The organism is Collimonas pratensis (assembly GCF_001584185.1).
Classification (GTDB): Bacteria; Pseudomonadota; Gammaproteobacteria; order Burkholderiales; family Burkholderiaceae_D; genus Collimonas; species Collimonas pratensis.
Genome location: NZ_CP013234.1, coordinates 358,988 through 384,886 on the forward strand (window position 1 = coordinate 358,988; position 25,899 = coordinate 384,886).

Annotated in this window: 19 protein-coding genes and 1 pseudogene; 13 read left to right on the top strand and 7 right to left on the bottom strand. The window is 55.7% G+C overall.

Going from position 1 to position 25,899, the window contains the following annotated elements; all coding sequences use genetic code 11:
- The first annotated feature begins 745 nt into the window (after positions 1–745).
- The 3 genes from CPter91_RS26830 (at position 746) to CPter91_RS01600 (ending at position 3,486) form a co-directional block, all read left to right on the top strand.
- The gene (locus CPter91_RS26830) at positions 746–943 is read left to right on the top strand and encodes a hypothetical protein (protein ID WP_167595124.1); all 198 of its coding nucleotides are present in this window, start codon (positions 746–748) and stop codon (positions 941–943) included.
- Positions 944–1,099: 156 nt separating this feature from the next.
- On the top strand, positions 1,100–1,666 hold the full coding sequence (locus CPter91_RS01595; protein WP_061936099.1) for a hypothetical protein: 567 nt from the start codon (positions 1,100–1,102) through the stop codon (positions 1,664–1,666).
- Positions 1,667–1,971: 305 nt separating this feature from the next.
- Positions 1,972–3,486, top strand: coding sequence for an arabinofuranosidase catalytic domain-containing protein (locus CPter91_RS01600; RefSeq protein ID WP_061936102.1), 1,515 nt, complete (start codon positions 1,972–1,974; stop codon positions 3,484–3,486).
- A gap of 385 nt (positions 3,487–3,871) precedes the next feature.
- Here CPter91_RS01600 and CPter91_RS01605 read toward each other — a convergent pair whose 3' ends face one another.
- From CPter91_RS01605 to CPter91_RS01615, 3 genes are all read right to left on the bottom strand, one after another.
- Positions 3,872–5,905, bottom strand: a complete 2,034-nt coding sequence (locus CPter91_RS01605; RefSeq protein WP_236905919.1) for a dockerin — start codon at positions 5,903–5,905, stop codon at positions 3,872–3,874.
- 1,132 nt (positions 5,906–7,037) lie between these two features.
- Positions 7,038–7,757 (bottom strand): hypothetical protein, encoded by a 720-nt coding sequence (locus CPter91_RS01610; RefSeq protein ID WP_061936108.1) that lies wholly within the window; start codon positions 7,755–7,757, stop codon positions 7,038–7,040.
- Positions 7,758–7,926: 169 nt separating this feature from the next.
- A complete protein-coding gene (locus CPter91_RS01615; protein ID WP_236905920.1) occupies positions 7,927–8,964 on the bottom strand; it encodes a hypothetical protein in 1,038 nt (345 codons plus the stop codon).
- 1,134 nt (positions 8,965–10,098) lie between these two features.
- On the opposite strand from CPter91_RS01615, the gene CPter91_RS01620 reads away from it, so the two are divergent.
- Positions 10,099–12,423, top strand: coding sequence for a discoidin domain-containing protein (locus CPter91_RS01620; protein WP_099047151.1), 2,325 nt, complete (start codon positions 10,099–10,101; stop codon positions 12,421–12,423).
- 48 nt (positions 12,424–12,471) lie between these two features.
- Here CPter91_RS01620 and CPter91_RS27655 read toward each other — a convergent pair.
- From CPter91_RS27655 to CPter91_RS01630, 3 genes and pseudogenes are all read right to left on the bottom strand, one after another.
- Positions 12,472–12,612, bottom strand: a pseudogene (locus CPter91_RS27655) (Tn3 family transposase); the annotation flags it as partial.
- A gap of 184 nt (positions 12,613–12,796) precedes the next feature.
- Positions 12,797–14,857 (bottom strand): beta strand repeat-containing protein, encoded by a 2,061-nt coding sequence (locus CPter91_RS01625; RefSeq protein WP_061936117.1) that lies wholly within the window; start codon positions 14,855–14,857, stop codon positions 12,797–12,799.
- 715 nt (positions 14,858–15,572) lie between these two features.
- Positions 15,573–16,457, bottom strand: a complete 885-nt coding sequence (locus CPter91_RS01630; protein ID WP_061936120.1) for a LysR family transcriptional regulator — start codon at positions 16,455–16,457, stop codon at positions 15,573–15,575.
- 108 nt (positions 16,458–16,565) lie between these two features.
- Between CPter91_RS01630 and CPter91_RS01635 the strand changes: the two genes are divergently transcribed.
- From CPter91_RS01635 to CPter91_RS01670, 9 genes are all read left to right on the top strand, one after another.
- Complete coding sequence (locus CPter91_RS01635; protein ID WP_061936123.1) at positions 16,566–17,498, top strand: NADP-dependent oxidoreductase; 933 nt, start codon at positions 16,566–16,568, stop codon at positions 17,496–17,498.
- 156 nt (positions 17,499–17,654) lie between these two features.
- Complete coding sequence (locus CPter91_RS01640; protein WP_061936128.1) at positions 17,655–18,524, top strand: SDR family oxidoreductase; 870 nt, start codon at positions 17,655–17,657, stop codon at positions 18,522–18,524.
- Positions 18,525–18,680: 156 nt separating this feature from the next.
- Positions 18,681–18,836 carry a ubiquitination-like system serine protease family protein gene (locus CPter91_RS27660; RefSeq protein ID WP_417924835.1) on the top strand — a complete coding sequence of 52 codons (156 nt, stop codon included), beginning with the start codon at positions 18,681–18,683 and terminating at the stop codon, positions 18,834–18,836.
- Positions 18,837–18,982: 146 nt separating this feature from the next.
- A complete protein-coding gene (locus CPter91_RS01645; protein WP_150119606.1) occupies positions 18,983–19,849 on the top strand; it encodes a hypothetical protein in 867 nt (288 codons plus the stop codon).
- A 94-nt stretch (positions 19,850–19,943) separates the two neighbouring features.
- On the top strand, positions 19,944–20,288 hold the full coding sequence (locus tag CPter91_RS01650; protein WP_061936134.1) for a hypothetical protein: 345 nt from the start codon (positions 19,944–19,946) through the stop codon (positions 20,286–20,288).
- Between the two features lie 46 nt (positions 20,289–20,334).
- Complete coding sequence (locus tag CPter91_RS01655) at positions 20,335–20,811, top strand: lysozyme inhibitor LprI family protein (RefSeq protein ID WP_099047152.1); 477 nt, start codon at positions 20,335–20,337, stop codon at positions 20,809–20,811.
- A gap of 668 nt (positions 20,812–21,479) precedes the next feature.
- On the top strand, positions 21,480–22,463 hold the full coding sequence (locus CPter91_RS01660) for a DUF1852 domain-containing protein (protein ID WP_061936138.1): 984 nt from the start codon (positions 21,480–21,482) through the stop codon (positions 22,461–22,463).
- 27 nt (positions 22,464–22,490) lie between these two features.
- Positions 22,491–23,519, top strand: coding sequence for a methionine synthase (locus CPter91_RS01665; RefSeq protein ID WP_061936140.1), 1,029 nt, complete (start codon positions 22,491–22,493; stop codon positions 23,517–23,519).
- 195 nt (positions 23,520–23,714) lie between these two features.
- Positions 23,715–24,224 carry a flavin reductase family protein gene (locus tag CPter91_RS01670; protein WP_061936143.1) on the top strand — a complete coding sequence of 170 codons (510 nt, stop codon included), beginning with the start codon at positions 23,715–23,717 and terminating at the stop codon, positions 24,222–24,224.
- A 209-nt stretch (positions 24,225–24,433) separates the two neighbouring features.
- On the opposite strand, the gene CPter91_RS01675 is transcribed toward CPter91_RS01670, so the two are convergent.
- Positions 24,434–25,888 (bottom strand): methylenetetrahydrofolate reductase C-terminal domain-containing protein, encoded by a 1,455-nt coding sequence (locus CPter91_RS01675; protein WP_061936146.1) that lies wholly within the window; start codon positions 25,886–25,888, stop codon positions 24,434–24,436.
- Positions 25,889–25,899 lie beyond the last annotated feature (11 nt).

Genomic DNA, 25,899 nt, shown 5'->3' on the forward strand with positions numbered 1-25,899 from the left:
AACTAATTGGCGTTCCCAGGGGATGAAAGCGAACAATAAAGTCTGTCGGGGCAACCTCTATTTTTGGTTCATCAGACTTTTCTATGGGTGCAAAAAATATTGACATGTAGGGTGGGCACGCTTTTGTGCCCATGCGGATAGCGCTACAGCGTGGGCACAAAAGCGTGCCCACCCTACCTCTCATGTACGATAGTGTCCCCTTTACCCACGGAGAAGTCTGAACGACCATTTTTAAACTTTTAGTCAAAACGGATAACATAGTCTGTCGAGCCCTTGTGGGAGCGGCTCTGCTAGGGTAACCCGGTGAGGAAACAACAAAGATATCTGGCTACCAAAATACCTTTTTTCTCAGCGATACCGAGCTTCGTCATGATTCCAAAGTTGAACTCTAGGTAATTCCCACCGCCACACATAGATGCCGGCCAAGTCCGGGTGGCGCTTCAACAAATCCAGTGTGACTACTTGAGCCAGATGGATGTCCTCCAGGCTGATCAAGGTTTCCAGCAGCTGAAATTCCGGCGCATATTCGCGAAAACAGGAGCGGAAGCTGATTTCGGCCCGCTCTTGGCACAAATATTGGTGGCTGCCTCACCATGAGGCCGACCCTCTCCGGAACGCTGCTGAGGCGAGAGACGGCCCATGCCGCTGTGCGGCCAACTTTGCGTTGATCAAGTCCGACATAGCCGGCGCATGCCTCGGCGGTCAGATCCGAAATCAGTGCGAACACAGGTGTGCGCAAGTCGTTGTGCAACGCGGTGATGCTGCCGGCGATCAGATTCATGCGATACCGGTGCCGGCTAAATGTGAAGTCGAACAAGCACTTTGTTCTTTGATCAGTACATCCCTCGCTGGTTTACCGATCCGTTTAAGGGTCACAAAAGACACCACCAATATGAAAATGGATATCAATCCGATGCAACATGTGATTGGCTTCCTGAAATGATGATTGCTAATATTGCCCAAGAGCAATCGACTGGAGCGACGGCGATAGTCGGGCTTTTGTGGAGGTTGATTCTGGCGCCCGAACTGAATGCCTCTCCAGCGGTAATTGTTCGGTGTAGGTGGTCACTGGAAGCTCAGCAAAGAAGGAAAAGAAGAAATGTCTGTTGCTCAAAAAGTATTCTTGGGATGCTGCATGATTGCCGCGGCGTGCCTGTGCTTTTACCTACTGACAGGCGCTGATCAACCAGACAGCGCTGCGCTCGCGCTGATGAGCGCCCGGCAGTCAGACGGCACCACGCCATTGCCGCCGCCCGATGCCAAGTCCCAGGCAATGGCGGATTCGTCAGATGTTGTGGCACAAGGCAAGCCGCGTTGCGCCGACACGGCGCTGAGCAACCCATACGGGCGGGGCGCTTCGAACTGTTTGAATGATCCGGAACCGTTGGTCCCTGCCGCGGATGGAGACGCGAAGATCTTGCGCGCCAAGCTAGATCTGGTATGGCCATGTCAGGGAATTCAGCAACCGGATGCGGCGTCGTCTGACTGCACCAAGATTAACGCCGACGCGGCAGGTCTGGTCAGGCAGCTCGAAACGCTGGCAGAGCGGGGCGACAGCCAAGCAAGCACCGATCTGTCGAATCTGGTGCAGAGCCGGAAAAAAACCGCTACCGGCGAATATTTAGAGGCGCTTAACCACGCAGAAGCCCGGATCTCGCGCAGATAGATCAGTGGCGGAATAAAAGCGGAGAAACTGATCTTTCAGCCATTCCCGGCTTTCGCCGATAGTAAATGACCCGTGGGCGACACAAGGGTATTTCGCTCATCGGAGACCAAGCTGACGCGGTCCGCTCAAGCCGGGATGTGGCGGGTTTATCGGCATCGGCCCACTTCATTGACGTTCACATTATTAGGCAATTAACACAGTTCGTTTTTGCCGCAATGGATTTTACGGGTTTAGCAGTAATGGCCTGTGGAATGGCGTGTCGAGAGACACGGTATCAAAGTAAATAACTCTGAAAGTAAATAACTATGGAGACTGAAATGAAAAACCATTGCGTGCAGTTGGAGTGGAATGGGCACCGTCCGTTGAGTAGGTGTGCTGTAAGTACAATAAATCGCCTATTAATGCTTTTGGCGCTTATTGTATTTTTCAGCGTGGTTTGGTTGCCAAAGGCTTCGGCCGCCACAAGTACTTGTGATATTTACGCTACGGGAGGTACGCCGTGCTCTGCGGCCCACAGCACAGTGCGAGCCTTGTTTGGGGCGTATAACGGCAAGCTGTATCAGGTCAAGCGCGCATCTGATGGCGCCACCATGGATATTGGCACATTAACAGCCGGTGGTATTGCCAATGCTGCCGCACAGGATACTTTCTGTGCTGGTTCTGTATGCACCATCGAAACGATCTATGACCAGACCGCAAATGGAAACCACTTGACTGTTGCGCCGGCCGGGGGGAACGGTAGCGCAGACATCACAGGCAGCGCCACCGCATTGAAGGTGACGATTGGCGGAAAGTCTGCTTATGCGGTCTATATCTCCGCGGGCGTCGGGTATCGGCGTAACAACACCACAGGCATTGCAACCGGCAGCGCATCAGAAGGCGCATACATGGTCACCAGTGCTACCCATGTGAATAATGGTTGCTGCTTTGATTACGGTAATGCCGAAACAAATAACCGTGATACCGGCAATGGGCACATGAATGCGGTCTACTTTGGCACTCTGTGCTGGTTCGCATGTACAGGATCTGGCCCCTGGGTCATGGCAGACCTTGAGAATGGTCTATTCCTGGGAGGCAACGGAAGCAATACGAATAATACTGGCCGCAATACCACTTTTGTCACGGCCATGACTAAACAAGACGCCACGACATATTCCATTAGGGATGGCGATGCCCAAACTGGCGCGTTAAAAACCGATTATGCGGGGCCGCTACCTACTACGTCAGGGTATGTGCCTTTCCACAAAGAAGGCGCCATTATTTTGGGTATTGGCGGCGACAACAGCAAGGGTGCAGTCGGTAATTTCTATGAAGGCGCAATGACAGCAGGCAAGCCTTCTGATGCAACCGAAAACGCCGTACAGGCCAATATCGTTGCAGCGGGTTACAGCGGAAACGCCCTGAGTTCCTATAAAAAACTCGTCAACCAAAATAGCAGCAAGTGCGTGGACGTTCAGCAACCCAACACCAGTGCGGGTAGCAATGTCGACCTCTACGGGTGCAATGGATTTGCCTGGCAGAATTGGCAAATGGTGGACTTGGGCAACGGATACTCCAGTATTTATAGCGAGAACAGCGGCATGTGCCTGGATGTCAGCGGATCTTCCACAGCCAATGGCGGCAACGTGATCCAAAATACCTGCGGCAGCAGCACCAGTCAGCAATGGCAGGTAACAACGACCACCGCTCCCTGGTTCCGCTTGACCTCGCGCAATAGCGGAAAGGTGTTGGATGTTTCCAACTGTGGCACGGCCGACACGACCAATATCCAGCAATGGGCCTGGCTCAATAATGCTTGCCAACAATGGAAGCTGCAATAACTATTCTTTTATGAAGAATGGATTCGACTAATACCCCGTTGAATTAAACCAAGACGCGGTGGCTGGTCCTCATGGGCCGCCACCGCTTTTTATTGGCGGTGTGCCGCCCAGAGCCTGAAGTTTGTCTATTTTCGTCTGAGCATGGAAATTTTCATGGCTGGTAACGAATACGGTCGCCACTCGCCCATGGTAAGTATGGTCAATGCCGGCGAAACGTAGTTGAACCGGTCAACGACTACGTGCATGGCACCAAGGGGTCTTCGCCAAGTCTCGTTCTGAGCCCATTCCGACGGCGCGGATGAGGTTGATTGCAGCGTCGCTATCCAGCGACCCAAAATAACAAGGGCGACCGCAGTCGCCCTCGTCCACCCGCGATCAGGCGATCTTAATTGGAGTACAACAAGCCGCGGCCCGAGCCGCTGACGTAGATCCGGCCGTGGATGTTCCAGTCAGCCGCCATCGCGCCGATGCCGCCGAACTGGTGGGCATCGTCGTTAAAGCGGGTCCAGGTGCTGCCGGCATTGTCGGAAGCCCACACGCCCCACTGGCCGTTGATCACGCCCACCACGTAGATTGCGGCCGAGTACGGCGCGCCAACGGCTGCCTTGCCCAGGGCCACCACGCTGGCGCCCTGCGCGTCGGGCCACCCGTTGCCGTTGCTGAAGATAGACGCGAAGTTGTTGAGCTTGGTCCAGGTGGCGCCCGAGTCGACCGAGTGGTATACGGTATCGCCGTCTGCCAGCCAGACGTCGCCCTCGACGTTCGGATTGACGGCCATCGAGGTGGCGTGCCATGGATTGGCGCGCAGCCCCGCCGACACCGAGCCCTGGCTCAGCGTGAAGGTATGGCCGCCATCCGTCGAGACATAGACCCTGCCTGGCGTTCCCGACCACCATACACCGCCCGAATCGTAGGCATAGACCTTGTTCGGGTTCTTGCGGTCCGCCGCGAGCCGGTAGGCGCGCGTCCAGCCGCCGAACACCGTCAGCGCGGGGAGATTCGTCGCCGTCCAGCTGGCGCCGTTGTCGGTGGTGTAGGACGGCACCGCATTGGACGGCGCCCAGATCGCCTTGTTGCGTGCGGTGACAACGATGTTGGATGCTTCGCGCCCATCGGCCGCGGCGCCGGCAGGCAGGGTGGCGAAGTTCGCCCACGTGGCGCCGCCGTCGCCCGACCAGTACCCGTATCCTGCGCCGCCGGTCCCGTTCGTGGTGGCGACAGCAGCAATGTATTGCGGATCGGACCAGCTCATGTCGGCCGAATTGCCATTGGTCCAGCCCGTGGTGGGGCCTTTGGCCGGCATCGTCGCGAGGTCCGTCTGGACCCAGGTGCCGATGTCGCCGCCGCTGTCGATGAGTTTGTACGTCGCACCGGCGGGCGGGGTGATGACGGCCAGAGTGGCAGTTTCCTCGATGCCGTTCACCTTCAGGGTCCAGCTCGGTGTCGCCGACGAGGCGTTCATCGTCTCCCAGACGCCGGGGCCGTCAAGGTGCATGATGTGGTCGCGGTTGTTCGGATCGATCTCGACGTCATCATTCCAGCCCCAGTACCCGGAGGTGGTCTGCGTGTGAGGCATCTGGGACTCGATTTCGCGCCAGGTGCTGCCGGCATTGTCGGACAACTGGGTGATCTTCTGGCCGGGGAAATCGGTCCAGGTATTGGTCACGGCCAGCGCGACGCGAGTGCCCGGGCCGCTGCCATAGACCGACACGCCGCCGTAGCCGCCCGCGGTGGTGCTGCTAAGTAAGGTCCAGACGCCGCTAAGACCGCTATACTTGTAGAGGTAGCCGGGACCATCGCCGCCAGGGCCTGCGTTCTTGTTGAACACCACGTAGTACATGCCATCGGCGGCGCGCGCGAAGTGCGGGATGTGATACCCGACGACCGCGGCCGGCACCGCGACCGGCGTCCATGAAGAGCCGCCGTTGCTGGACCTGTAGAAGGTCGAGGTCAGGCCCGCCGCGTTGGCGTAGTCGGGGGCGACCGCAGCCCACATGTTCCAGGTCGTCTGGCCGCCGCCCACGTTCCCATTGTCGAAGATGATCTGCTCGACGCCGATTGCGGCGGAGTTCATCGTATAGGAAGACAAGCTCGTGACCTGCGCCCAGGTGTGGCCCGAGTCCGCGCTCTTCCACAGGCCGGCATTGCGCGAACCGTAGAACATCGTCGACGGATTGGTCGGATCGAGCACCAAGCGCTCGCCGATCGCCCGGCCCTCAGCGTTGCCGTTCACCATGAATGGCAGGCTGACCCACGTCCAGCTGTTGCCGCGGTCGCTGGAAGCATACAGCCGACCGTTGCCGCCATTGCCCCCGACCAAGTAGACGAGCTGATCGTTGGTGGGATCGAGGACGATGCTTTCGACGCAGTGGAAGGCGGAGTCGGCTTGGCTGAAACTCAGGCCGTCGGTGATGGGCATCCATTGCGACGTGGCCTGGTTCCAGCGGTAGGCTCCGCCAACGTCCGTCCGGGCGTACAAGACGTTAGGCGACGTCGGATGATAGATCAGGCCGCTGACATAGCCGCCGCCGCCCCACTTGACGCTGTTCCAGGTGGCCGCCGCGCTGCCAGTCGAGGTACCACCGGATCCATTATTTAGCGTAGGCCCCGTGCCGGTTGGCGTAGAGCCCGTACCGGTTGGCGTGGAGCCTGTGCCGGTTGGCGTGGAGCCCGTGCCGGTTGGTGTGGAGCCTGTGCCGGTTGGTGTGGAGCCTGTGCCGGTTGGTGTGGACCCTGTGCCGGTTGGTGTGGACCCCGTGCCGGTTGACGTAGACCCCGTGCCAACTGGAGTGGCCTCCGTGCCGGTTGAGGAAGAGCCTGTTCCGGCATCACTCGTTCCGCCACCACATGCGCTGAGTATCAGGCAGGCAGAGATCGTGATAACGAATTGTTTTTTTAAAAGAGATGTCATATTTTCGCATGCGATAGTTGTCGCGTGGAAACGTATGAGCACTATCCGTGCCACATCGAATACCGAACATGCAGTCGAACGAATTCAGGCGAAAGGCCGAAGGTGATTCGAAGTTGTGCCACCAGGATATGGACAGAAAATTGACCGAAAAACAAAAAGACTGACAAATTTTGTTAGCGCTAACACCGACTGAGCAGTCTCGTTTAACTTGAACGGGCCCAAATAACTGCACTCAAAATTCGAAACAACGAAAATCCAGTTTGTTCTTTTGCTTGCTGAATTGACCCGGTCAATTTGACCGGCCCGCCATACCCTGGCGAAGGCTGCCGCCCTGTCGTAATATCCCTAGAAATTCAAATCCCGCAGATCCTGATGGATCTGTTTCAAGCTGCGTCGCTGCTTGCATGACTTTACCGCCTCGGTTTTGAGCAACGCCAAAAGTTGAAACACGTATTTGGCGCTTGCACTAGGTGTATAGCGATCCGCATAGGATGGGCCGGTGATTTCCGAGCGGAGATAGCGCCGAACGGTGTTTCTGGACATCCTCAAGGCACTCGCGGTCCGCTCCAGATAGATCGAGTTTCACAGCATGGTGGCCGCCGTCACCAGGTTGAGGCCGCTGGCCCGGTAGCCTACGGACTCACTGACTGCGTCGATCCGAGGTTCCCTGCATAGAAAATTCAACAGGTAACGTCGGCAAGGAAATCAGATTATTCAATCCTGCCCGTTCTACCGCAGTAAGCATTGCTTGATAACCTTCTTTATCGTCCCGGTACTGCAATACAACAGAAAATTCCTTATCCGCCGGATCGTTCGATGCCAGGACGATAGCTTCAGCTCCAGCCTCACAGAGTTGCGAAGCAATTGCCTGCGCGCGCTGTTCAAAGGCAAATATAGCGCCTACATGTTGACGCTTGGCGACTGCTTCTTGTTGGCTATGGATGAATTTTGCAGATGAAGGAAGTGTCTTCGCCGGTTCTGACGTGACAATTTCTGGGGCATGCGGAGCCGCGGCCCGATCGCTGAACGTATTTGAATTTGCCTTCTCTATCTGATACTCATTGCCATCGACAAGCAGCAATCTCAGCCTTTGTTCCCGAAGTGATTTTTGGAACAGGACAAAAATCTCGTCAGGCGAGAGCGGCTCGCTTGAGGCAAGATTAATTGTTCCGCCCACGTCTGGCGCCAAACGAATCGAACGGCCTGAATACTGACTGACAAGACGTGTTGCATCCGGCAATCCGATATCTCGCCAAATGACATAAAACCGGTCTTCACAAAAGGCTGCTGTTGTGTACGAAAACAATAGAAGCGTCAATAAATACGTCGCGATCTTTTTTAATATTGATATCTGAACCATAACTCCCAACAATTAGCGCGGCATCACCGCAAACGCATTCCGCAGGCAAATTTTTCATCAGTGCTTGATTGCCGACATTAGCCGCAGTGCCCCTTTGCTGTCGACGCTTTTCACGTTCTGGCAATAATTGCTGCACCAGGGTGGCTATGCGACAGCACGCAGGGACATGCTATTTGAGCGGCGTGCCTCCAGCATTGCGATAGGCCGCCGTTTTCGCGAACAGGTTGCCGCCGTCGGTTTCAGCCGTGGTCGACAGGTCCGATCCTTGGCCGAACATCAGAGCCGCGACATGGGCGCTCGCGACCTGGTCCATGTGCGAGAACAGCCAGTCGACCTTGTCGTCCTGGTAGTGGTAGTCGGTGTTGTTCTCTGCCATGTTGCCGATCGGGATCTGCCAGACGACGATCGGATGGCCGACCGCCTCGGCCATCTGTTTCCAATAGGCGAGTTGCGCGGCCCACTTCTGGTCGCTCCAGAATGAGTTGCCATTCCCCAGCTTGGCGTTGAGTCCGGCGTCCGTGGATTCAACCTCCCCGACGAGGAAGTCGGCACCCTTTCCCCCGAGGGTCAGGTAATCTTTGGCACATTTATCCACGTTGCCCGGCCAGTCCCAGCAGGTGAGATGCAGGCCGACGGCCGTGTTGGGAGCGTACTTGCGGGCCATTGCGATCAGGCAGTGAGCCAGACCCGCCACAGTGTTCGCCTGGTCTCCGCAGTCGGTGGGATTCGCTGCCGTCACCTGCGCCGGGTCCTGATCCAGAGGGCCGTACCCTCGCGCGAAACCAAAAAAATCGGGTTCGAGATCGATCATGTCGTGCGAGCTGCCGATCTTCTGGAGGAAGAAACGGTAGTCGTTCAAGTATTTGGTGAGGAGGTCGACCTGGTTGACCGCCGTCACCTCGTCCTGCCACTTGTTCACGGGCGCCAGGAGGCCGAGTTCAAACCATGTCCACATCACTGTCTGCGGAGACGATTTACCCAAGTAGGTGGCCTGCGCAGCGCGGGCTTCGACGGTGGGGATGAGCCCCCCGATGCTACCGCCCGCGCATCCCCACCAGTTCGTCCCATTCGGGCAGGACGTCGCCGTGTACAGGTTGCTCGACGGTGCCGGCGGACTGACGACATATTGGTACTGAGCGTCGAATGGTGCGGCAACCGAAAGAGCATCAATCGACGTTCTTCCGATCAACACCGTGCTCTTGCCCATGAAAGTGACATTTGGCGTAGAGCCCGTGCCGGTTGGCGTAGACCCCGTGCCGGTTGGTGTAGACCCTGTGCCGGTTGGTGTGGACCCCGTGCCGGTTGGTGTGGACCCCGTGCCGGTTGGCGTAGACCCCGTGCCAACTGGAGTGGCCCCCGTGCCGGTTGAGGACGAGTCTGTTCCGGCATCACTCGTGCCGCCACCACACGCGCCGAGTATCAGGCAGGCAGAGATCGTGATAAAGAATTGTTTTGTAAAAAAAGATGTCATATTTTTAGCATGCGATAGTTGTCACGTGGAAATGTTGTGAGCACTATCCGTGCCACATCGAATACCGAACACGCAGTAGAACGAATTCAGGCAAAAAGGCCGAAGGTGATTCGAAGTTGTGCCACCAGGATATGGACAGAAAATTGACCGAAAAACAAAAAAACTGACAAATTTTGTTAGCGCTAACACCCACTGGGCGGTCTCGTTTAACTTGAATAAACTCAAATAACTGCACTCAAATTCGAAACAACGAAAATCCAGTTTGTCTTTTGCTTGCTGAATTGATCCGGTCAGTTTGACCCGCCTGTCATACCCAAAATTTGTCGGCTTTTTCGTCCTTCAATCAAAGTTATTTCACGGTTTCGGCATGTTCTTCTGAATCATCCGGCTTCGTGTTGGAAATTCGATATGGCACGGATCGTGCTGATTGCGTCCCCCGAAGATGGCTGCGCACGTATCGACGACCCCCGCACCTTATTACCATTCGACATTCCTCCTGGAAGAATAATTTTTCCCCTTTTGACAAGATGAAAAAATCATTCTTACGGACACCTTTTTCTTTTGAATAGAATGACTTTTTCTTTGAAAAAACAAATTTTTACAGCGGTCACTATTTGCTTGATACTTAGCGCTTGCGGTGGCGAACCGATGGGACTTACCTCTGTGGAAGGCGGCCCCGCAGGAGGTGCTCCAGTGGGAAGTACTCCAGTGGGAAGTACTCCGGTGGGAAATACTCCGGTGGGAAATACTCCGGTGGGAGGTGCCCCAGTGGGAAGTACCCCAGTGGCAAGTACTCCGGTGGGAGGTGCCCCAGTGGCAAGTACTCCGGCGGGAGGTACCCCAGTGGCAAGTACTCCAGCGGCCCACGTTATGAAGCATCCAGGCGCTCCGCTCACCCTCTCGGATCTCCAGACTCTCAAGGTATACGTCGATCAGGGCAAGGAACCGTGGAAGTCCGCCTACGACCAAATGGCGAGCAGTTACATGTCCAAGCTCACCTACGAAAGGTACGGCCCGTTCGCGAAAGTGAGCCGCGCCCCTAACGAGAATCTCCAGGCTTGGCGCAACGACATGGTCGCGATCTGGAATCTCTCGCGGATGTGGTATTTCACTCGGGACGACCGATACGCGGAGAAGGCGCACGAGATGCTACTTGCGTGGGCCACCACCCAGACTGAGTTCTCGGGTCGCGAGTCGATGCTCGATCTGGGCGACTACGCTTACATGTTCGTGGGCGGCGCGGACATCCTGCGCGGCGCATGGTCCGGCTGGAAGGAGGCCGACACGGCGATCGTCAAGAAGTACTTCAAGGACGTCCTGATGCCGGCAGCGAATCCCTATGGCGAAAGCTCGTACGGGGCCGCCAACAAGGGCGCACTGGCTCTCGTCGCTCTTGGACTGATGGCAATCTACAACGACGATCTCGAGACATTGGACAAGGTCGTCTATCAGACGCGTACGCTCGCCCATATCGGACTGCGCAATTCCAACGACATCGGCATGCTCGGCGACTCCCTGCGCGACCAGGGGCACGCCTATGGACAGTTCCGGTCGCTGACCATGCTCGCCGAGGCGCTCTGGAGCCAAGGCATCGACATCTATTCCGATCTTGACAATCGCCTGCTGGCGGCGGGTGAGTATTTCGCGAGGGTGAATGAGCTCGTCCCCACGGCAGCGCTTCCTTTCGGCACCACCGATGCGTACTACACCTCCGACCGCACCGGGCACGGCTGGCAGGGCGGCGGCGGCGGGAATGTGGCGCTCACTCAGATTTATGGCGCCTACGTCCTTCGCAAGGGGCTCCAGGCACCCTTTATCGCGCAGAGACGCCTCTGGATGCCGGTGGACGGCGACAGCTTCATGTTCCTCAAGGATTCCGACACCTCGAAGGCGACGCCGCCGCCGGCGCTGCCGATTCCGTCGACCACCTCGATCACCTCGGGATTCAGCAATGCTGACATCGGGGGCGCCAGCCCGGCCGGCGCGGCCACATACGCCGCCGGCAAATGGAACGTGGCTGGGGCAGGCTGGGGTATCTGGGGCGCACTCGACAGTTGCCACTTCGCCTACAAGGCCATCACCGGCAACGGCAGCATCATCGCCAAAGTCGAGTCGCTCCAGAACACCCACCCGTCCGCAATGGCGGGCGTGATGATGCGCACAAGCCTGGATCCAGGCGCTCCGCGCGCCTGGATGGCGATAAATTACAAAGGTGAAGCCTTACAGAACATGACGAAACTGGCGGTGTATGGCGGCTCGAACTACGCGAACAAGGTTGCGAGCTCCGGGCCCACTTACTGGGTGAAGCTCGAGCGCATCGGGAACATCATCACCGGCTACGTTTCTCCCGATGGCACCAATTGGGCTGCCACCGACGTCGGCCGCATCGACGCCCCCGTTCCCGACACGATCTATGTCGGTCTGGTGGTCACCTCAGTCACTAATGGCACCCTGAACAGCTCCACCTTCAGCAACGTGCAGATTACCGGCGGCGACGGTGGTGCGCCGAGCGTCATCCCCGCGGCGCCGGCCATGCTGCTGGCCTCGCCGGGCGATGGCGCAGTCCCGCTGCGCTGGCAGGCGTCCTTCGGCGCCACCAGCTACACGGTCAAGCGCTCCGCCTTCAACGGCGGCCCAACCACAACCATCGCGTCGGGTGTCACGGGCAGCAGTTACACGGACAAGTCGGTGATCAACGGCACGACCTACTACTACACCGTCACGGCGACCAACTCCGCCGGCACGAGCGATAATTCTCCCGCGGACAGCGCTACACCGGTGCGTCCGATGGTGAACGTCGCCACGGGCGGCACCGCCAACGACAGTGAGAACAACCCAGCCAACGCCAGAAACGCCTTCGACCAAAATTCGGCGACGCAATGGTTCCACACCGGCGTGACCGGCTGGCTGCAGTACGACCTTGGCCACACGGAGATCGTTCAACGCTATACGGTCACCAGTTTCAGCGACAAGGTCTCGCGCGATCCGAAGAACTGGCAGTTCCAGGGCTCTAACAACGGTGCCACCTGGACGACGCTCGACACGCAAAGCAATCAGGAACGCTTCGAGCTGAAAAGCTACATGGTCGCGAGTCCGTCCTCCTATCGCTACTACCGGCTCAACATCACAGCCAATAATGGCGACAGCAAATTTACGGGTCTCGCCGAATTTGGGCTGTTCGCGTCCAAGCCGTAGTGAAGCCGTGGCGCCGATTCAAGTGCACATGCCGCCATGCGGCCGGCGAAATCGACTTGAGCAGCATGGTCCGAACCGGTGCCGGATCGCGAAATTCACTTTGTTCAAGCCGTGCATGTCCCCGATGATCGCGGTTGGCGCGATGTCCGACGTGTTGCGGTAGCAGATGCCGAACACATGGTGGGCCTCGGCTAATGGAACTGGGGATAATTCTTCCCATCGAGCAGTATCGGGCTACTTCCATTGAGAGCCGCCAAGACGTTAAGAAAATAGCCTTGGTCCTCCGCTCCCGGTTGCATAGGTAGCTTCCATCGCTGGCTGGCTCAAGCAACAACTTGCCTTGGCGCCGGCTAACGATGTGCTGGTTGCCGCTTTACCTCACTGTCGCATACAAAACCCCGCCATTCAACGTGATGTCGACGGCAGGCCCTGAACTCGTAACATTGCTGAAAGAACCGCTGATGCCGCCACCGGCATCGATCAATGCAAATTTCTGGCCGCTTGTGAAAGTGCCGTTGAATTTTAATGCCAGGACACCACCCAAAACAACCGGGCCGGGCACCGTCAGATGGCCGTAGTCGACGCCCTTGCTGGTGCCGTTGATTGGCAATGTCAAAGAACCGCTTGCGTTTTGTTGATAACTGCCGCCCAACGCCAGCTCAAACTGGGTGTTTCCCAGTCCGAGGCCGGCATTGTTGATCAGGTTGCCGCTGCCGAAAGCATTAGCGCTGGCCGCCAGTACGCTACCGCTGTTGATGATGGCAGCTCCGCTGAAGCTGTTGTTACGCAAGGTAGTGCTGGCTGTACCGTTCTGCAGAAAAGTCCCGGTACCGCTGATATTGGAAAGTGTGATGGCGTCGGTCGTGTTTTGAACAATCAGGCTGCCGTCGTTGACGATGCTGTCGGTCGATGCGCCACCGATCGACTCTGCCGTCAGCAAACTGCTGTCACCGCTGTAAGTTGCCTGCAACGTTGTGCTCTTGACGTATTGTTGAGTCGAGCTGTTGTAGACCAATTTATCGTAGTTCAAAGGTTGCGGCGAGCCAGCTCCCAATCGTAAAATTGCCTTGGCGCCGATGGTTGTAATGCCGTTGTAATTTTGCGGCTGGCTAAAGGTAACATCGTTGCCGGTCGTCGGCATGATGGTGACATTCCCCGTCCCTGTACTGCCGTCGCGGTCAGGGCCGCCGCCGCCGCCGGTGATACCCACGTTCAGCGAGACCGGACCATTGTAGTTCAAGGCCAGAGTGCCGCCTCGATGCAAGTTGATATAGGCATTCTTTGCTCCCAGCGCCGGGCTCGCCGCGAACGGCGACGGCGCGGAGGGCAGGAAAAAGTCGTGCGTCGTGCCGTCTCCCCACTGGACCGTGCCGCCGCTTTCGATATTGATGCCTCTATAGCTGCCGTCGTTGCCATTGACGTCATTCGGGCCGCCGCGGTAAATCACTTTCGCCAGATTCAGGCTGGCGTCGCTCAAACCGGGATTGACCAGATTAGGGCTGCCGTGCGGACTGTTATCCGTGTGGCTATAAACGCCACGCATGATGATTCTCGAATTGCCGATGGGATGGAAATTGATATCCCCGCCAAAACTCGCCTCGTAGATATTCTGCGTGACAGTCACGACACTGTTGGGCGCACTCCAGACCAGCCACGACCCTTCATTGACCACTGCCTTGGCATTGGGTATCGATGGGCTGACGTGATTCGTCCCGAAATCCTGTCCGGCGCTCAGCGCCAGCACGCCAGAGAATGGGTTGACGCCGCCCATCGAATTGCCGCCCCAAACGTTCGGCAGCTGCGAGATGGAGCCGGTACCGCTGACCTGCCCAAGCAGAATGAACTGGGCACTGTTCAGAACGATGGCGCCGTTGTTGAGAATATTGTCAAGATTGATCTCTCCGTTGACCACACTAGCCGGGTTTTTGCTGTCCGAGGTGGCGATAATATTCGGCGAGTTATCCGCGCTGGTATTGCTGCCGATTTGCAGCGTTACGCCAGGATTGATAGTCAGCGCGGGAGGATTGCTTCCGGTGATGCTGAGAGCATATCCCATGCCGGGATAGACGGTTTTTGTCACTGTCTCAACCTGGCGGCTGTCGGGTAGCATGAATGTGCTGGCCCGAGTGAGGACAAAAGTGCTCGGATGGCTACTGCCTGCCGCAGGATTTAAGAGCAGCGTTCCTTGGCCCGAGATCACCCCAGTATAAGTAGTGACGCCGGCCGGTAGATTGATAACCGAGTCGGTGCTGAGCGCGATGTTCTGATTGGCGAGGATAGCCGCAGTAATATCGACAACCGCCGTTGTGGTGTCGGCGTTACTGTTTGTATTGCCGCTCGTTGTACCGCCATCGCCACCGCCGCAGCCGGCAGCTGCAAGAGAAACGATCAGTGCAGCAAGGTAGTTCCTGGTCAAAAAATGTGGGGTAGGCATGAGAAATAAAAATAAACGAGTTGGATAGAAAGATCGACGCAGAAATGATTAGTAGGCCGCATTGTGAGCGGACTATCGATATCATTTCTCCAGCACTTGAAGAAGAATGAAGTCAGATTAGCCTTCAGTAGCCTTACTCCTCCTGCATTGTGTCTAATGAGCGGATCAAGTGACGGAACTGAGATTGTTTTACAAGAAAGAAAAATCTATTTTTTTCGTTATTCGGTTTCCCCCTAAAGGGCGCGCTGACATAGAGTGCAAAAGCAATAAACGGGCCCGGCAATATAATCAAACCGATTACCATCAATTAATAAGCAAATCGGTTGGTCAGGAAAACACCTTAGTTTTTCATCGCACATGATTCGATTCCTGCCGCACGCCCCGTCGATGTGATCCCGTCTCCTTGCAATGGCTCCAACCTGATCCAGGATCTACTGCGAGTCCGTTGCCCTTCGCCAGGAATGCATGAGAAAACCATGCATAAAACGATTGCCGCTTTTCGCGCCGGAAAGCAGTCAGCGTTAATCGATAAGATAACGGCGATGATTCTGATATCTAGGGAAAATTCAAATTGAACTGCAGGACGATGAAGTCCGGGCCAAAATGAAAACGGACCAGCTGCTAAAGCTAGTAGCTGGTCCGTCTTTTATTGGTTGCAGGGGTAACCGAACGGCGGCGAAGTCCTCAGCTTAATCGCGTCACAGCCTAATTCAATTCATCGGATTGGAATGGTGAACGACCCATTGGGATATTGCTTGCACATGAAATCCACAAAGGCCCGGACTTTAGGACTCTGCAAACGGCGAGAGGTGTGCAGGACCCACAGCTCAACTTCGTCCCCGGCAATTCCCCACGATACCAGCTCGCCTTTTTCCAGCAAGCTTCCGATGATGGACTGCGGCAGCATCGCTGCTCCTGCGCCGTCGACAATAGCATCCCGAACCATCAGGAGTGAAGACAGACGCAGAACAGGTCGCGGTTCGATGGTGAACTGACCATTACGAACGGACCAGATGTCCCCGTCGCGATAGCTCGGGGCGACCACCGCTGGAACGGGAAACGGCTTGTCACGATCTCCCTTCGGCATCTGAATGGATGGTGCGGCAGCAAGGACTAGCCGGTCTTTGGCAAAGCATCTGCCGACCAGTGCACTGTCTTTGCTCGGATTGATCCGTATGGCGACATCGAAATGCTCGTCTACTAGATTGACGAGACGGTCCTCAGCCACGGCTTCGATCTGCACTTCCGGGTAGCTCGCCAGGAACCGGGCGGCAATCCGCCCCAGGGCCAACTGCGAAAACAGGAGCGGCGCTGCGATACGCAGACGCCCGCGCGGCGTCGCAAGGCCGTCTCTTGCGGCAGCGACGGCGTCGGCGACCTCGTGCATTGGTCCCTCCGTTCTGGCGCGCAGCAGCTGGCCTGCTTCGGTCAACTCCAGGCTGCGAGCGCCCCGCTCGATGAGCCGTATACCCAATGCTTCTTCTAGGTCAGCAACACGACGCGACAGGGTCGCTTTAGAGCGCCCGCTGGCGCGGCTGGCTTTTCCAAAGCCGCCATGAGCGGCCACTAACTGGAAGTCTTCGAGGGCATTGAAATCCATGATGTCTCACTTTTGAAACGAAGTGTCTATATTTTACAGTCTTTGTTTTGCATGTGGAACCGCCTACTATTTGTTCGTACGCAACCCACATCTCAAAGGAGTTTAGTCATGAACAATATCCGTGCATTGATTCTTACCGAATACGGCGGCCCATCCGCCATCAAGATTTCGTCCATCGAGGCACCGACGGCAGGAGAAGGCCAAGTGCTGGTCCGCGTCCAGGCCGCAGGTGTCAATGGACTGGACTGGAAGGTCCGAGAAGGTTATGTCCGGGACGCTTTCCCGTTGCAATTGCCGACTGTCTTGGGCATCGAACTGGCCGGAGTCGTCGAAGCGGTGGGTGCGGGCATCACACAATTGCGTAAAGGCGATCGCGTCATGGGGCCTCGCGGTGGATTGGGCGCCTATGCCGATCTGGTAGCGGTAGACGAGGCTAATCTTACCCTGATGCCTGACTCGCTGAGCTTCCTGGACGCGGCGGCCTTGCCTGTGGCGTCCGTGGCGGCATGGCAAAGCCTGAACTTTGCCGGTCCGGTACAGGCTGGCCAGCGCATTCTTATCCACGGCGCTGCTGGCGGTCTCGGGGGATTCGCGGTGCAGTACGCGCATCAGGCAGGCGCTGTAGTGTTTGCCACCACCTTAGAGGCTCATGCCGACTACGTTCGCGGCCTGGGCGCTGACCACGTCATCGCCTACGACAAAGAGCAGTTCGAAGCCTCGGCACGCGATATCGACCTGGTACTCGACTACGTCGGCGGCGAGGTGTTGAACCGCTCATGGTCAGTCCTTGCGGAAGATGGCGTCATCGTCAGCACCGCATCGCCGGCCATACAGGCGAACACCCCCGCAGGGCGCCGTGGCCTGTGGTTCATGAACACACCGGATGCCGCACGGCTGCAATCGATCGCAGAGGACGTGGCACACGGACGCTTGCAGTCGAAGGTCAACGCCGTCGTGCGCTTCGACGAACTGCCTGAAGCGATCGAGCGTAATCGGACCCAACCGCAAATCGGCAAGACGGTAGTGAATTTCTCCCTTTAATCAACTTCCCTAAAAGGAGAAGATCGCCAAGCATTTTGCCAATCTCCTTTAACGCTACGAGCACCAGCATGGCTTTCTGTGGATAGAGCAGTGTCTCGTTGATCGAGGATCTCTATTCATCTTTGAATTTACCAACTCAACCAAGGAGTAATCATCATGACTATTATCGTTACCGGCGCTACCGGCACTATCGGCCGCCAAGTTGTCGAGCAACTCGTGAAGCGAGGCGCCGATGTTCGCGCTCTCGTTCGCGACCCTTCGAAGGCAAACTTTCCAACAGGCGTCGGCGTCGTCCAAGGCGATCTGCTCGACGTCGATTCACTGCGCAGCGCCTTCTCCGGCGCCTCGACACTGTTCCTGCTCAACGCGGTGGTACCCGACGAATACACTCAGGCGCTGATTGCGCTTAACGTCGCCCGGGAGGCCGGGATCGAGCGGATCGTCTACCTCTCCGTGATTCATAGTGACCTTTACGTGAACGTGCCGCACTTCGCAGGCAAATTCGGGGTTGAACGCATGATCGAGCGAATGGGACTCAACGCAACCATCTTGCGCCCCGCCTACTTCATGGGTAACGACCTCACGATCAAGGATGTGGTAACCGGCCACGGCATTTATCCGATGCCGATCGGTAGCAAGGGTTTGGCAATGGTCGATACGGGCGACATCGCTGAGATCGCGGCCATCGAACTTATCCGCCGAGAACGAAGCACTATCCCACTTCCTCTGGACCGGATTAATCTCGTTGGCCCTGACACCTTGACCGGCGCAGACATCGCTGCGATCTGGACAGACGTCCTGGGTCGTCCGATCGCCTATCCGGGCGATGACCCCGCCGGGTTCGAGAAAAACCTTCGACAATTCATGCCGAGCTGGATGGCCTTTGATATGCGCCTGATGAGCGAGCGTTTTCTCACTGAGGGAATGATTCCGGAAGCCGGCGATGTGGAACGTTTGACCGCGCTCCTGGGACGTCCTCTTCGTTCCTATCGCGACTTCGCTTCCGAGATTGCGACTTCAGCCTAACGGCTGAACATCAGGCCAAGGAACATCATCATGATCTACTCGACCCCCACCGTTCCGGGGAACCCGAGAGATGAAATTCCGTTGACCTGTTTGCAGGCATGGAGTGGGCAAGGCTCGCGACGCACGTGAGTTTCTTCCGTCTAGCCTCTGCACGCGATGCGATATCGTGGAGAAACACTCTACGCACATCGTGCGCGAGGCGACGATTGGTCACTAACCTACGACGGCAAAACGGTGTCATTGGATCCCTCAATTGGCAACTGGTCGCTGCCTTGCCGTGCTCATGTGATGTTTTGCTATAGTATTTTATAAAAAAAGAGCCGATCTTTCCGGCATCGCGTGACCCGATTCAGAAAATCCCGCCTGGCGCCAAGGCGCCGGGCGTTGCTGCCACCCAGTTTTTTGGAGGAGTTGCCATGTCTCATCCTGTTTTTTTGAACGGTTGCAAGCTGCCGGCAATGCCCAGCGGCGAACGTAATGAATGGCGCGCGTTCTGGGATGATGCAGGAATTGAACTGGAAGCGAATGGTGGTCCGCCGCTACTATGGTGGTGCATCTATGGCGAGGCTGACTTGAAATTCGCCAGGATGATCGACGATTTCGATATCGACGATCCAGAGGGAGAACGCGCCGAATTCCAGGCAGACACGGAAAATCCGGATGCCCTCTATCCCTACTTCGTCACCGCCAAGAAACAGGCGCTGCAACGGTTGGCGCAGCGCAAAGAAAAAGTGGTGGCTGCCCTTGGCGAACAATACCGCGCCGTCTACGAAGCGTTTGAGAAGCTGGTCGCCACGCATTTTGACGGATTTGTCCTGCTTCGCACCGCCGGCTTGCCGGATATCGCCGATGGCGAACAATGGATGCGGACGGGCGCGCAGAGTATGGACCGCCTGGACAACAATCATCCGCCAGAAGCGGGCGACCATTTTGCCGGCATGGCGGCAGAATTCCTGAAGTGGAAAAACAGCGGCAACGCGGCGCGGATGCTTGGCGGTTCCGGCCCGCCAGACGTCTGGCCCGATGCAGCCTTAAGCGCGGCCTTTCCCGAGACCGGAAGGCGCAAGCGCACGGCCCCGGAGAATGCGGATCCGGATGCACCGCAAACGCTGCCGCCCAATGTCCGCGGCCGCTCCGGCCAGCGCAAGTCAACCATGCTGGAGGAATGGCTGGCACCCTTGTTTGTGGGGCTTGTCACGGCCTATGTCTACCTATCGAGCCGCTCCATTTTCCTGGCAGTACTGGCGTTTGCAGCGGCGACGGCACTTGCTGTCTGGCTGTCGATAAAATGGCGCAATCGCGGCGGTGATAAGGACTTACCGTGACAAAATACTTTCACAGCCGCCGTGCGGCATTAACGGCTCTATCGCAACCCAGGCCCACGTGTTACTTTGACACGGAACAACTTGAGGAATACTGATGAAAAAGAATCCTGCAATACTGATCTGCATCGGCGCACTGTTGCTGGTTTTGGGTGCGATTCTCAGTTTCAGTAGCGGCCCGCCCAAAGCCGATGCCGTTTTAGCGCAACAATGCCGCGACAGGATGACCGCAGAGAAGTCCGAACAATCCTTGGTCAAGCAATGCGACGAGACCGCATTTGCGACTGCCATGACTGCCACCAACGCCCAGGCAGCAGCTCTCGCAATCAGTGCAGCCAATAATAGTGAAGTGGGCGGCAATGCCTTATCGAAATTTCTGCTGGGAGTAGGCGTAGTAATTCTTGCCGGCGGAATTTTCCTGAAACGTAAGCAAGCCGCCTAGCCATGTCAAAAACGGTACAGCGTCCAATCCATCCCTGGAATCCGCATTGAAATCGAACTATCGCCAACGGCTCGCACCCAAGCCGACGATCCGCTGCTTCTTCATAGTCCTTGCTCTCTGCATTATGGGAGGAACACCGGCGTTCGCCGCCGGTGCAGCACAAGGCAAGGATATGACTGCCGATGCGCTCGATGCCTGCCTGTCAAACCAGAAGACGGTCTCCACGGCCGACCAGACAGCCTGTTATGCGACGGCGCTCAAAACTTACGATAACCGGTTGAATGCAGCCTACCGGAAATTGATGCGGGTCTTGCCGGCGCCCGCCGCGCAGAATCTGCGAGCGTCTCAGCGAGCATGGATTGTTTTCCGGGATGCGGAGCTGCAGGCACAGTCCACTCTGTTTGAAACCCGGCACGGCACAATGTACGTACCGATGCAAGAATATGAAGGACTGGCCCTGACACAAGAGCGCGCATTGAGACTGGAATCCTACAGTCGGGTGCTCGAGATCGACGGTCCGTGACTTGGTCCCTCAACTTGCGAGACTTCTTCATGCGGCCTTACAAACGGCTGTTCATGTTGTCCCATCGGGCGAATCTGCCATTCCGGCTACACCTTGCCGACTAACTTACTTCCCTATGCACGAACTCCGCAATTTGTTTTCATATTTGAAAGCGAACAATAAAGTCTGTCGGAAACGCGTTTCATAAGTATCTGATTTTTATAGAAAAGAAAAATCAAGAAATCGACCGCAAAGTCTGTCGGGGCAACCTCGATTTTCAAGTTTTTAGTCAAAACGGACAACATAGTCTGTCGAGCCCTTTGTGGGCGCGGCTGACAGGGGTATTGCGAACAACTGCATTTTGAGCAGATTGCATATGCCCGACTGGACTTCAAGGAGTTTTGTTAGCTGCTCTTGAATGAAGCCACCCTCACGACAGCCAAGAGATTCAGAGAATCCTGCGGGACAGAGATTTCTACAGCCGACCGCACATTGAGTTATGAGCATAACTAATGATTCTATGAGATCAAATCATTTTTATTCATCGATGGCGCAGCATAAAATTCGACTCCGCTCTCGACAATGTCAAGACTGCTGAATCAAAAAACCAGAAAAAAACACTGGCAAGTACTGAAAAAAGCAAGAAATAACCGCAGGTTTTATCTCAGAAATTAGGGCGCCAGATCACAATGAGTAAAGAGTTTACATTTGCCATCAAGAGCATTTGTTTCGATGAAGACTATCGTCCTTCAGACAATACGCGTATCACAACCAACTTTGCTAATTTGGCTAGGGGAGAGAGTCGCCAAGAGAACTTGTGCAACACCTTCAGGATGATTGACAATCGTTTCAATGCCCTGGCGTATTGGGATAATCCCAATGGCGATCGCTATACCGTCAAACTTGAAATCATTTCCGTTGAGATGAATATTGATGGTGAAAGCGGTGGCAATGCCCTTCCTTTGATTGAAATATTGAAGACGAATATTGTTGATCGAAAAACCAACGAACGCCTTGATGGCATCGTAGGGAATAATTTTTCCTCTTACGTACGAGATTATGACTTTAGCGTGCTGTTGCTGGAGCACGCCAAGAATCAGCCCGAATTCAGCACGCCAGATAATTTTGGAGGCCTGCATGGAAAGCTGTTCAAGTGTTTCGTGAATTCAGACACTTACAAAGATCATTTCAATAAGCCGCCCGTGATATGTCTGAGTGTTTCGAGTAGCAAGACTTATCATCGGACTGAAAATCGGCATCCTGTATTGGGCGTTGAATACCAGCAAGATGAATATTCTTTAACTGACGAATATTTCAAAAAAATGGGGCTGAAGGTTCGCTACTTCATGCCTCCGAATAGTGCCGCGCCCTTGGCTTTTTATTTTGCTGGTGATTTGCTGGGTGATTACACCAATCTTGAGCTTATCAGCACCATCAGCACAATGGATACCTTCCAAAAGATTTACCGGCCTGAGATTTACAACGCGAATTCTCCAGCAGGAAAATCCTATCGACCAAGTTTGAAGCACCAGGATTACTCATTAACTCGCATTGTCTATGATCGGGAAGAGCGTAGCCGGCTGGCGATTGAGCAGGGAAGGTTTGTTGAGGAGAACTTTATCAAACCATACCAAGCTAGTCTTGAGCAGTGGTCCGTTAATTACGCTCTTTGAAGAATCAAAAACATAAGGTCATCTACTGTGAAAAAATTGTTACCCACATCAACTGCTGGCAGCTTACCTAAACCCTCTTGGCTTGCACAACCCGAAACACTTTGGTCACCTTGGAAATTGCAAGATGAGGGCTTGATCGAGGGCAAACAAGATGCTTTGCGTTTGTCACTGCAGGAACAGCAACACGCGGGTATTGATATCGTCAGTGATGGCGAACAAACGCGCCAACATTTTGTTACCACGTTTATTGAACACCTCAGCGGCGTTGATTTTGAAAACCGTAAGACCGTTAGAATTCGTGATCGCTATGATGCGAGCGTACCGACGGTCGTTGGTGCTGTTGCTCGCCAAAAACCGGTCTTTGTTGAGGATGCCAAGTTTTTACGTCGGCAAACCAAGCAACCCATCAAATGGGCTTTGCCGGGTCCCATGACCATGATCGATACGCTTTATGACAACCATTATAAAAGTCGTGAAAAATTGGCTTGGGAATTCGCCAAAATACTCAATCAAGAAGCCAGGGAGTTAGAGGCTGCTGGTGTCGATATCATCCAATTTGATGAGCCCGCATTCAATGTTTTCTTTGATGAGGTGAATGATTGGGGAGTTGCCACATTAGAAAAGGCCATTGAAGGACTTAAGTGTGAAACTGCTGTCCATATTTGCTATGGCTATGGCATCAAAGCCAATACGGATTGGAAAAAGACGCTGGGTTCAGAGTGGCGACAATATGAAGAAGCTTTTCCCAAGCTGCAAAAATCCAGTATCGATATAGTCTCACTGGAATGTCACAACTCTCATGTTCCAATGGATCTGATTGAGCTCATTCGGGGTAAAAAAGTGATGGTCGGCGCCATTGATGTGGCAGCCAACACTATTGAAACACCCGAGGAAGTAGCCAATACACTACGAAAAGCACTTCAATTTGTAGATGCCGACAAGCTCTATCCTTGCACCAACTGTGGCATGGCTCCCCTATCTCGCGAAGTTGCAAGAGGCAAGCTAAATGCTTTAAGTGCAGGCGCAGAAATCGTCCGCAGAGAGCTCTCAAACTAATTAATTCTGAGGCGGAAAATGGCCGTCGTGAGCTGCTCGCGACGGCCAAACACGGAGAATGGAGTGGGCGATTTGATCGGTTTTGATCGATGAGTCGCTTTCAACATTGGCAAAGGCCGAAGTCAGCCAACATTACCTGACTACTTCAGGCCGTCCTTAACACTTTCGATCTGCACCCAGCATTTAGTACCTACTATGTCACTTTCTAGTTCTGCTATCGAGCCATTGAGCTTTCGCGAAGCGCTCGGGCACTACGCATCCGGTATCACGGTGATTACATCACACATCGACGGCGAGCCGATTGGCTTCACTTGCCAGTCGTTCCATAGTGTGTCAATGAACCCGCCGTTGGTGTCATTCAGCGTAATGTCCAGTTCGGCCAGTTATCCCAAAATTCGCCGGGCAGGTCGATTCGCAGTGAATATCCTGTCAGATGAGCAAGTCAAGATTTCCAACCAATTCGCTCGGCGAGGCACGGACAAGTGGCACGAAATCGAATGGCGTGAATCGCCGCTGGGGAATCCGGTCATTGTCGGCAGCCTGCACTGGCTTGATTGCGAAATTCACGCCGAACACGCCGCAGGTGATCACCTGATCGTGATTGGTGAAGTGAAAGCGTTAAACCTGCAAGAAGCCGCTGCTACGCAGCCATTGCTGTATTACAAAGGACAATATTGCAACCTCGCCGCGCATAGCCCGGTTTGAGCGTTGACCTCTGCGACCGTCTTTTACGTTGCAATCAATCAAGAGCCTTGCCATCTCCCTGAATATTCCTGGCGCCGGAGCCGAAGTGGCGTTACCTAAATGGGACGGGGTGGCGATCACCCTTGGTATGCCGACGGCCTTATTTATCAGTCCGGGCTACCCGGCGGGGCCATTGCTACCTGGCCGGCTATCATGCTCTGGGGTTCGATTCAGCGCCCTGGCGTCGAATCTTTCGGCTCGAACCATTCAGGCCAGGAACTGCGGTGCCTGTTGCCCGCTTCGATGCAAGGAATCAAGGTCTGCGCCAGCACAGGTAACTGATTGGCAGATTTGGCAATCCGGTATTTGACACTGTGCACGCACTCGCGGTCGGCAAATTCGCAACGGTTGAGCTGGGTACCGCCACAGGGGCCGTTCGCCAGGCCTTTAGGGCATGTCTCGGGGCACACGTAGAGGGTCTCCTGCAAGCGGCAGCTGCCGCAGGTATCACAGCCGACCAGCGGCCGTTTGACCGTCCGTTCGACAGCATGTAGCGCATCCGCAGCCACGCCGACCTTCCAGAATGGTCGCCTCATGCTCCAGCCCAAAGTTCTGCTGAGCCATCCCGTGCGGCTGAAGAACTGGCCATGTACCGTGGAGAGTAGCGCGTATCGCAGGCGCTCCCGGGGCGTGGCGGCGACATTGGATTGCCCCATTTCCCAGGCGCCGATTGCGGGGACGAAGCATACCTCGGGCGCCCCAAGCATCTGCCAACTTGCATGCCATCGTTCGATCCAATCGGTCAGTGAGCTCATGCTCTCCCGCTGCTCGGCGATCGCCTGCTCCAACGACAGCAGTTCGTCCAGCGTATGCACACCGCACACATGAACACCGGCATAGCCCATCAATTGCAGGCCCACTATCTGCAGAGCCAGGCGCTCGAGGCTTCGTGCGCTGGCATAGGCCTGGGATACTTGCTGCTCCCTGCCCAGCAGCTCGCGCGTGGATTCGGTGATGACGATGCCGGGCACAGTCTGCAGAACGGCCGCGCGCTTGTCGCTCAGGCGCATCACGCAGGCCAGCATGGGTTTCATACGTACCTGAGCGCGCATCCAGGTCTGGGCTTCAATATGCTTGGCGGTGTCGAAACCCAGTTGCAGGGTAAAGAAATCAGCGCCAGCCAGAAGTTTTTTCTGCCCCTTCAGATATTGTGCGCCGCCTTCTTCTTCGCGGTATTTGAACGGGTTCAATGCAGCGCCCAACAGCCAGTCCGGGCAGTGCTCGCGGGCGATCTGCAGCGCGGGTACTGACTCCAGATAGCGCACTGGCGCCTGATCAGGATGATGGCCTGGCAAGCGATCGCCACTGAGCAGCAACAATTGCTCCAAGCCACGAGCCTTCATCGACTCCATCTGGAGCAGCAAGTCTGCACGCCCGCGATCCTTGCCTGAAAAGTGCAGCAAGGATGAGGCCGGATCCCCCAATGCCCCAGCGCCTTCCAAGGGGCTCAAGTCCGAATGCAGGCCGACACGATCGGCGAAGGCTGGCAGTAACGGCCAGCCTGCCAGGTGCCCGCGTTGCACGATTTGTTCAAGCGCGATCAAGCGCACAGGGGACTGTTGAGGGACGACCTCTAGCACGCAGACGAAGCGTCTTTCGTTCAGCGCCTGTTTTAATTTACTCAAGGCAGCACAGG

What these genes read in the sequence shown, in the direction of transcription:
- CPter91_RS01595 (WP_061936099.1), top strand. Translation starts at nt 1,100, where the DNA reads ATGTCTGTTGCTCAAAAAGTATTCTTGGGATGCTGCATGATTGCCGCG.
- CPter91_RS01600 (WP_061936102.1), top strand. Translation starts at nt 1,972, where the DNA reads ATGGAGACTGAAATGAAAAACCATTGCGTGCAGTTGGAGTGGAATGGG.
- CPter91_RS01605 (WP_236905919.1), bottom strand. Translation starts at nt 5,905, where the DNA reads ATGCCCATCACCGACGGCCTGAGTTTCAGCCAAGCCGACTCCGCCTTC.
- CPter91_RS01610 (WP_061936108.1), bottom strand. Translation starts at nt 7,757, where the DNA reads ATGGTTCAGATATCAATATTAAAAAAGATCGCGACGTATTTATTGACG.
- CPter91_RS01615 (WP_236905920.1), bottom strand. Translation starts at nt 8,964, where the DNA reads ATGGGCAAGAGCACGGTGTTGATCGGAAGAACGTCGATTGATGCTCTT.
- CPter91_RS01620 (WP_099047151.1), top strand. Translation starts at nt 10,099, where the DNA reads ATGAAGCATCCAGGCGCTCCGCTCACCCTCTCGGATCTCCAGACTCTC.
- CPter91_RS01625 (WP_061936117.1), bottom strand. Translation starts at nt 14,857, where the DNA reads ATGCCTACCCCACATTTTTTGACCAGGAACTACCTTGCTGCACTGATC.
- CPter91_RS01630 (WP_061936120.1), bottom strand. Translation starts at nt 16,457, where the DNA reads ATGGATTTCAATGCCCTCGAAGACTTCCAGTTAGTGGCCGCTCATGGC.
- CPter91_RS01635 (WP_061936123.1), top strand. Translation starts at nt 16,566, where the DNA reads ATGAACAATATCCGTGCATTGATTCTTACCGAATACGGCGGCCCATCC.
- CPter91_RS01640 (WP_061936128.1), top strand. Translation starts at nt 17,655, where the DNA reads ATGACTATTATCGTTACCGGCGCTACCGGCACTATCGGCCGCCAAGTT.
- CPter91_RS27660 (WP_417924835.1), top strand. Translation starts at nt 18,681, where the DNA reads ATGCGATATCGTGGAGAAACACTCTACGCACATCGTGCGCGAGGCGAC.
- CPter91_RS01645 (WP_150119606.1), top strand. Translation starts at nt 18,983, where the DNA reads ATGCCCAGCGGCGAACGTAATGAATGGCGCGCGTTCTGGGATGATGCA.
- CPter91_RS01650 (WP_061936134.1), top strand. Translation starts at nt 19,944, where the DNA reads ATGAAAAAGAATCCTGCAATACTGATCTGCATCGGCGCACTGTTGCTG.
- CPter91_RS01660 (WP_061936138.1), top strand. Translation starts at nt 21,480, where the DNA reads ATGAGTAAAGAGTTTACATTTGCCATCAAGAGCATTTGTTTCGATGAA.
- CPter91_RS01670 (WP_061936143.1), top strand. Translation starts at nt 23,715, where the DNA reads ATGTCACTTTCTAGTTCTGCTATCGAGCCATTGAGCTTTCGCGAAGCG.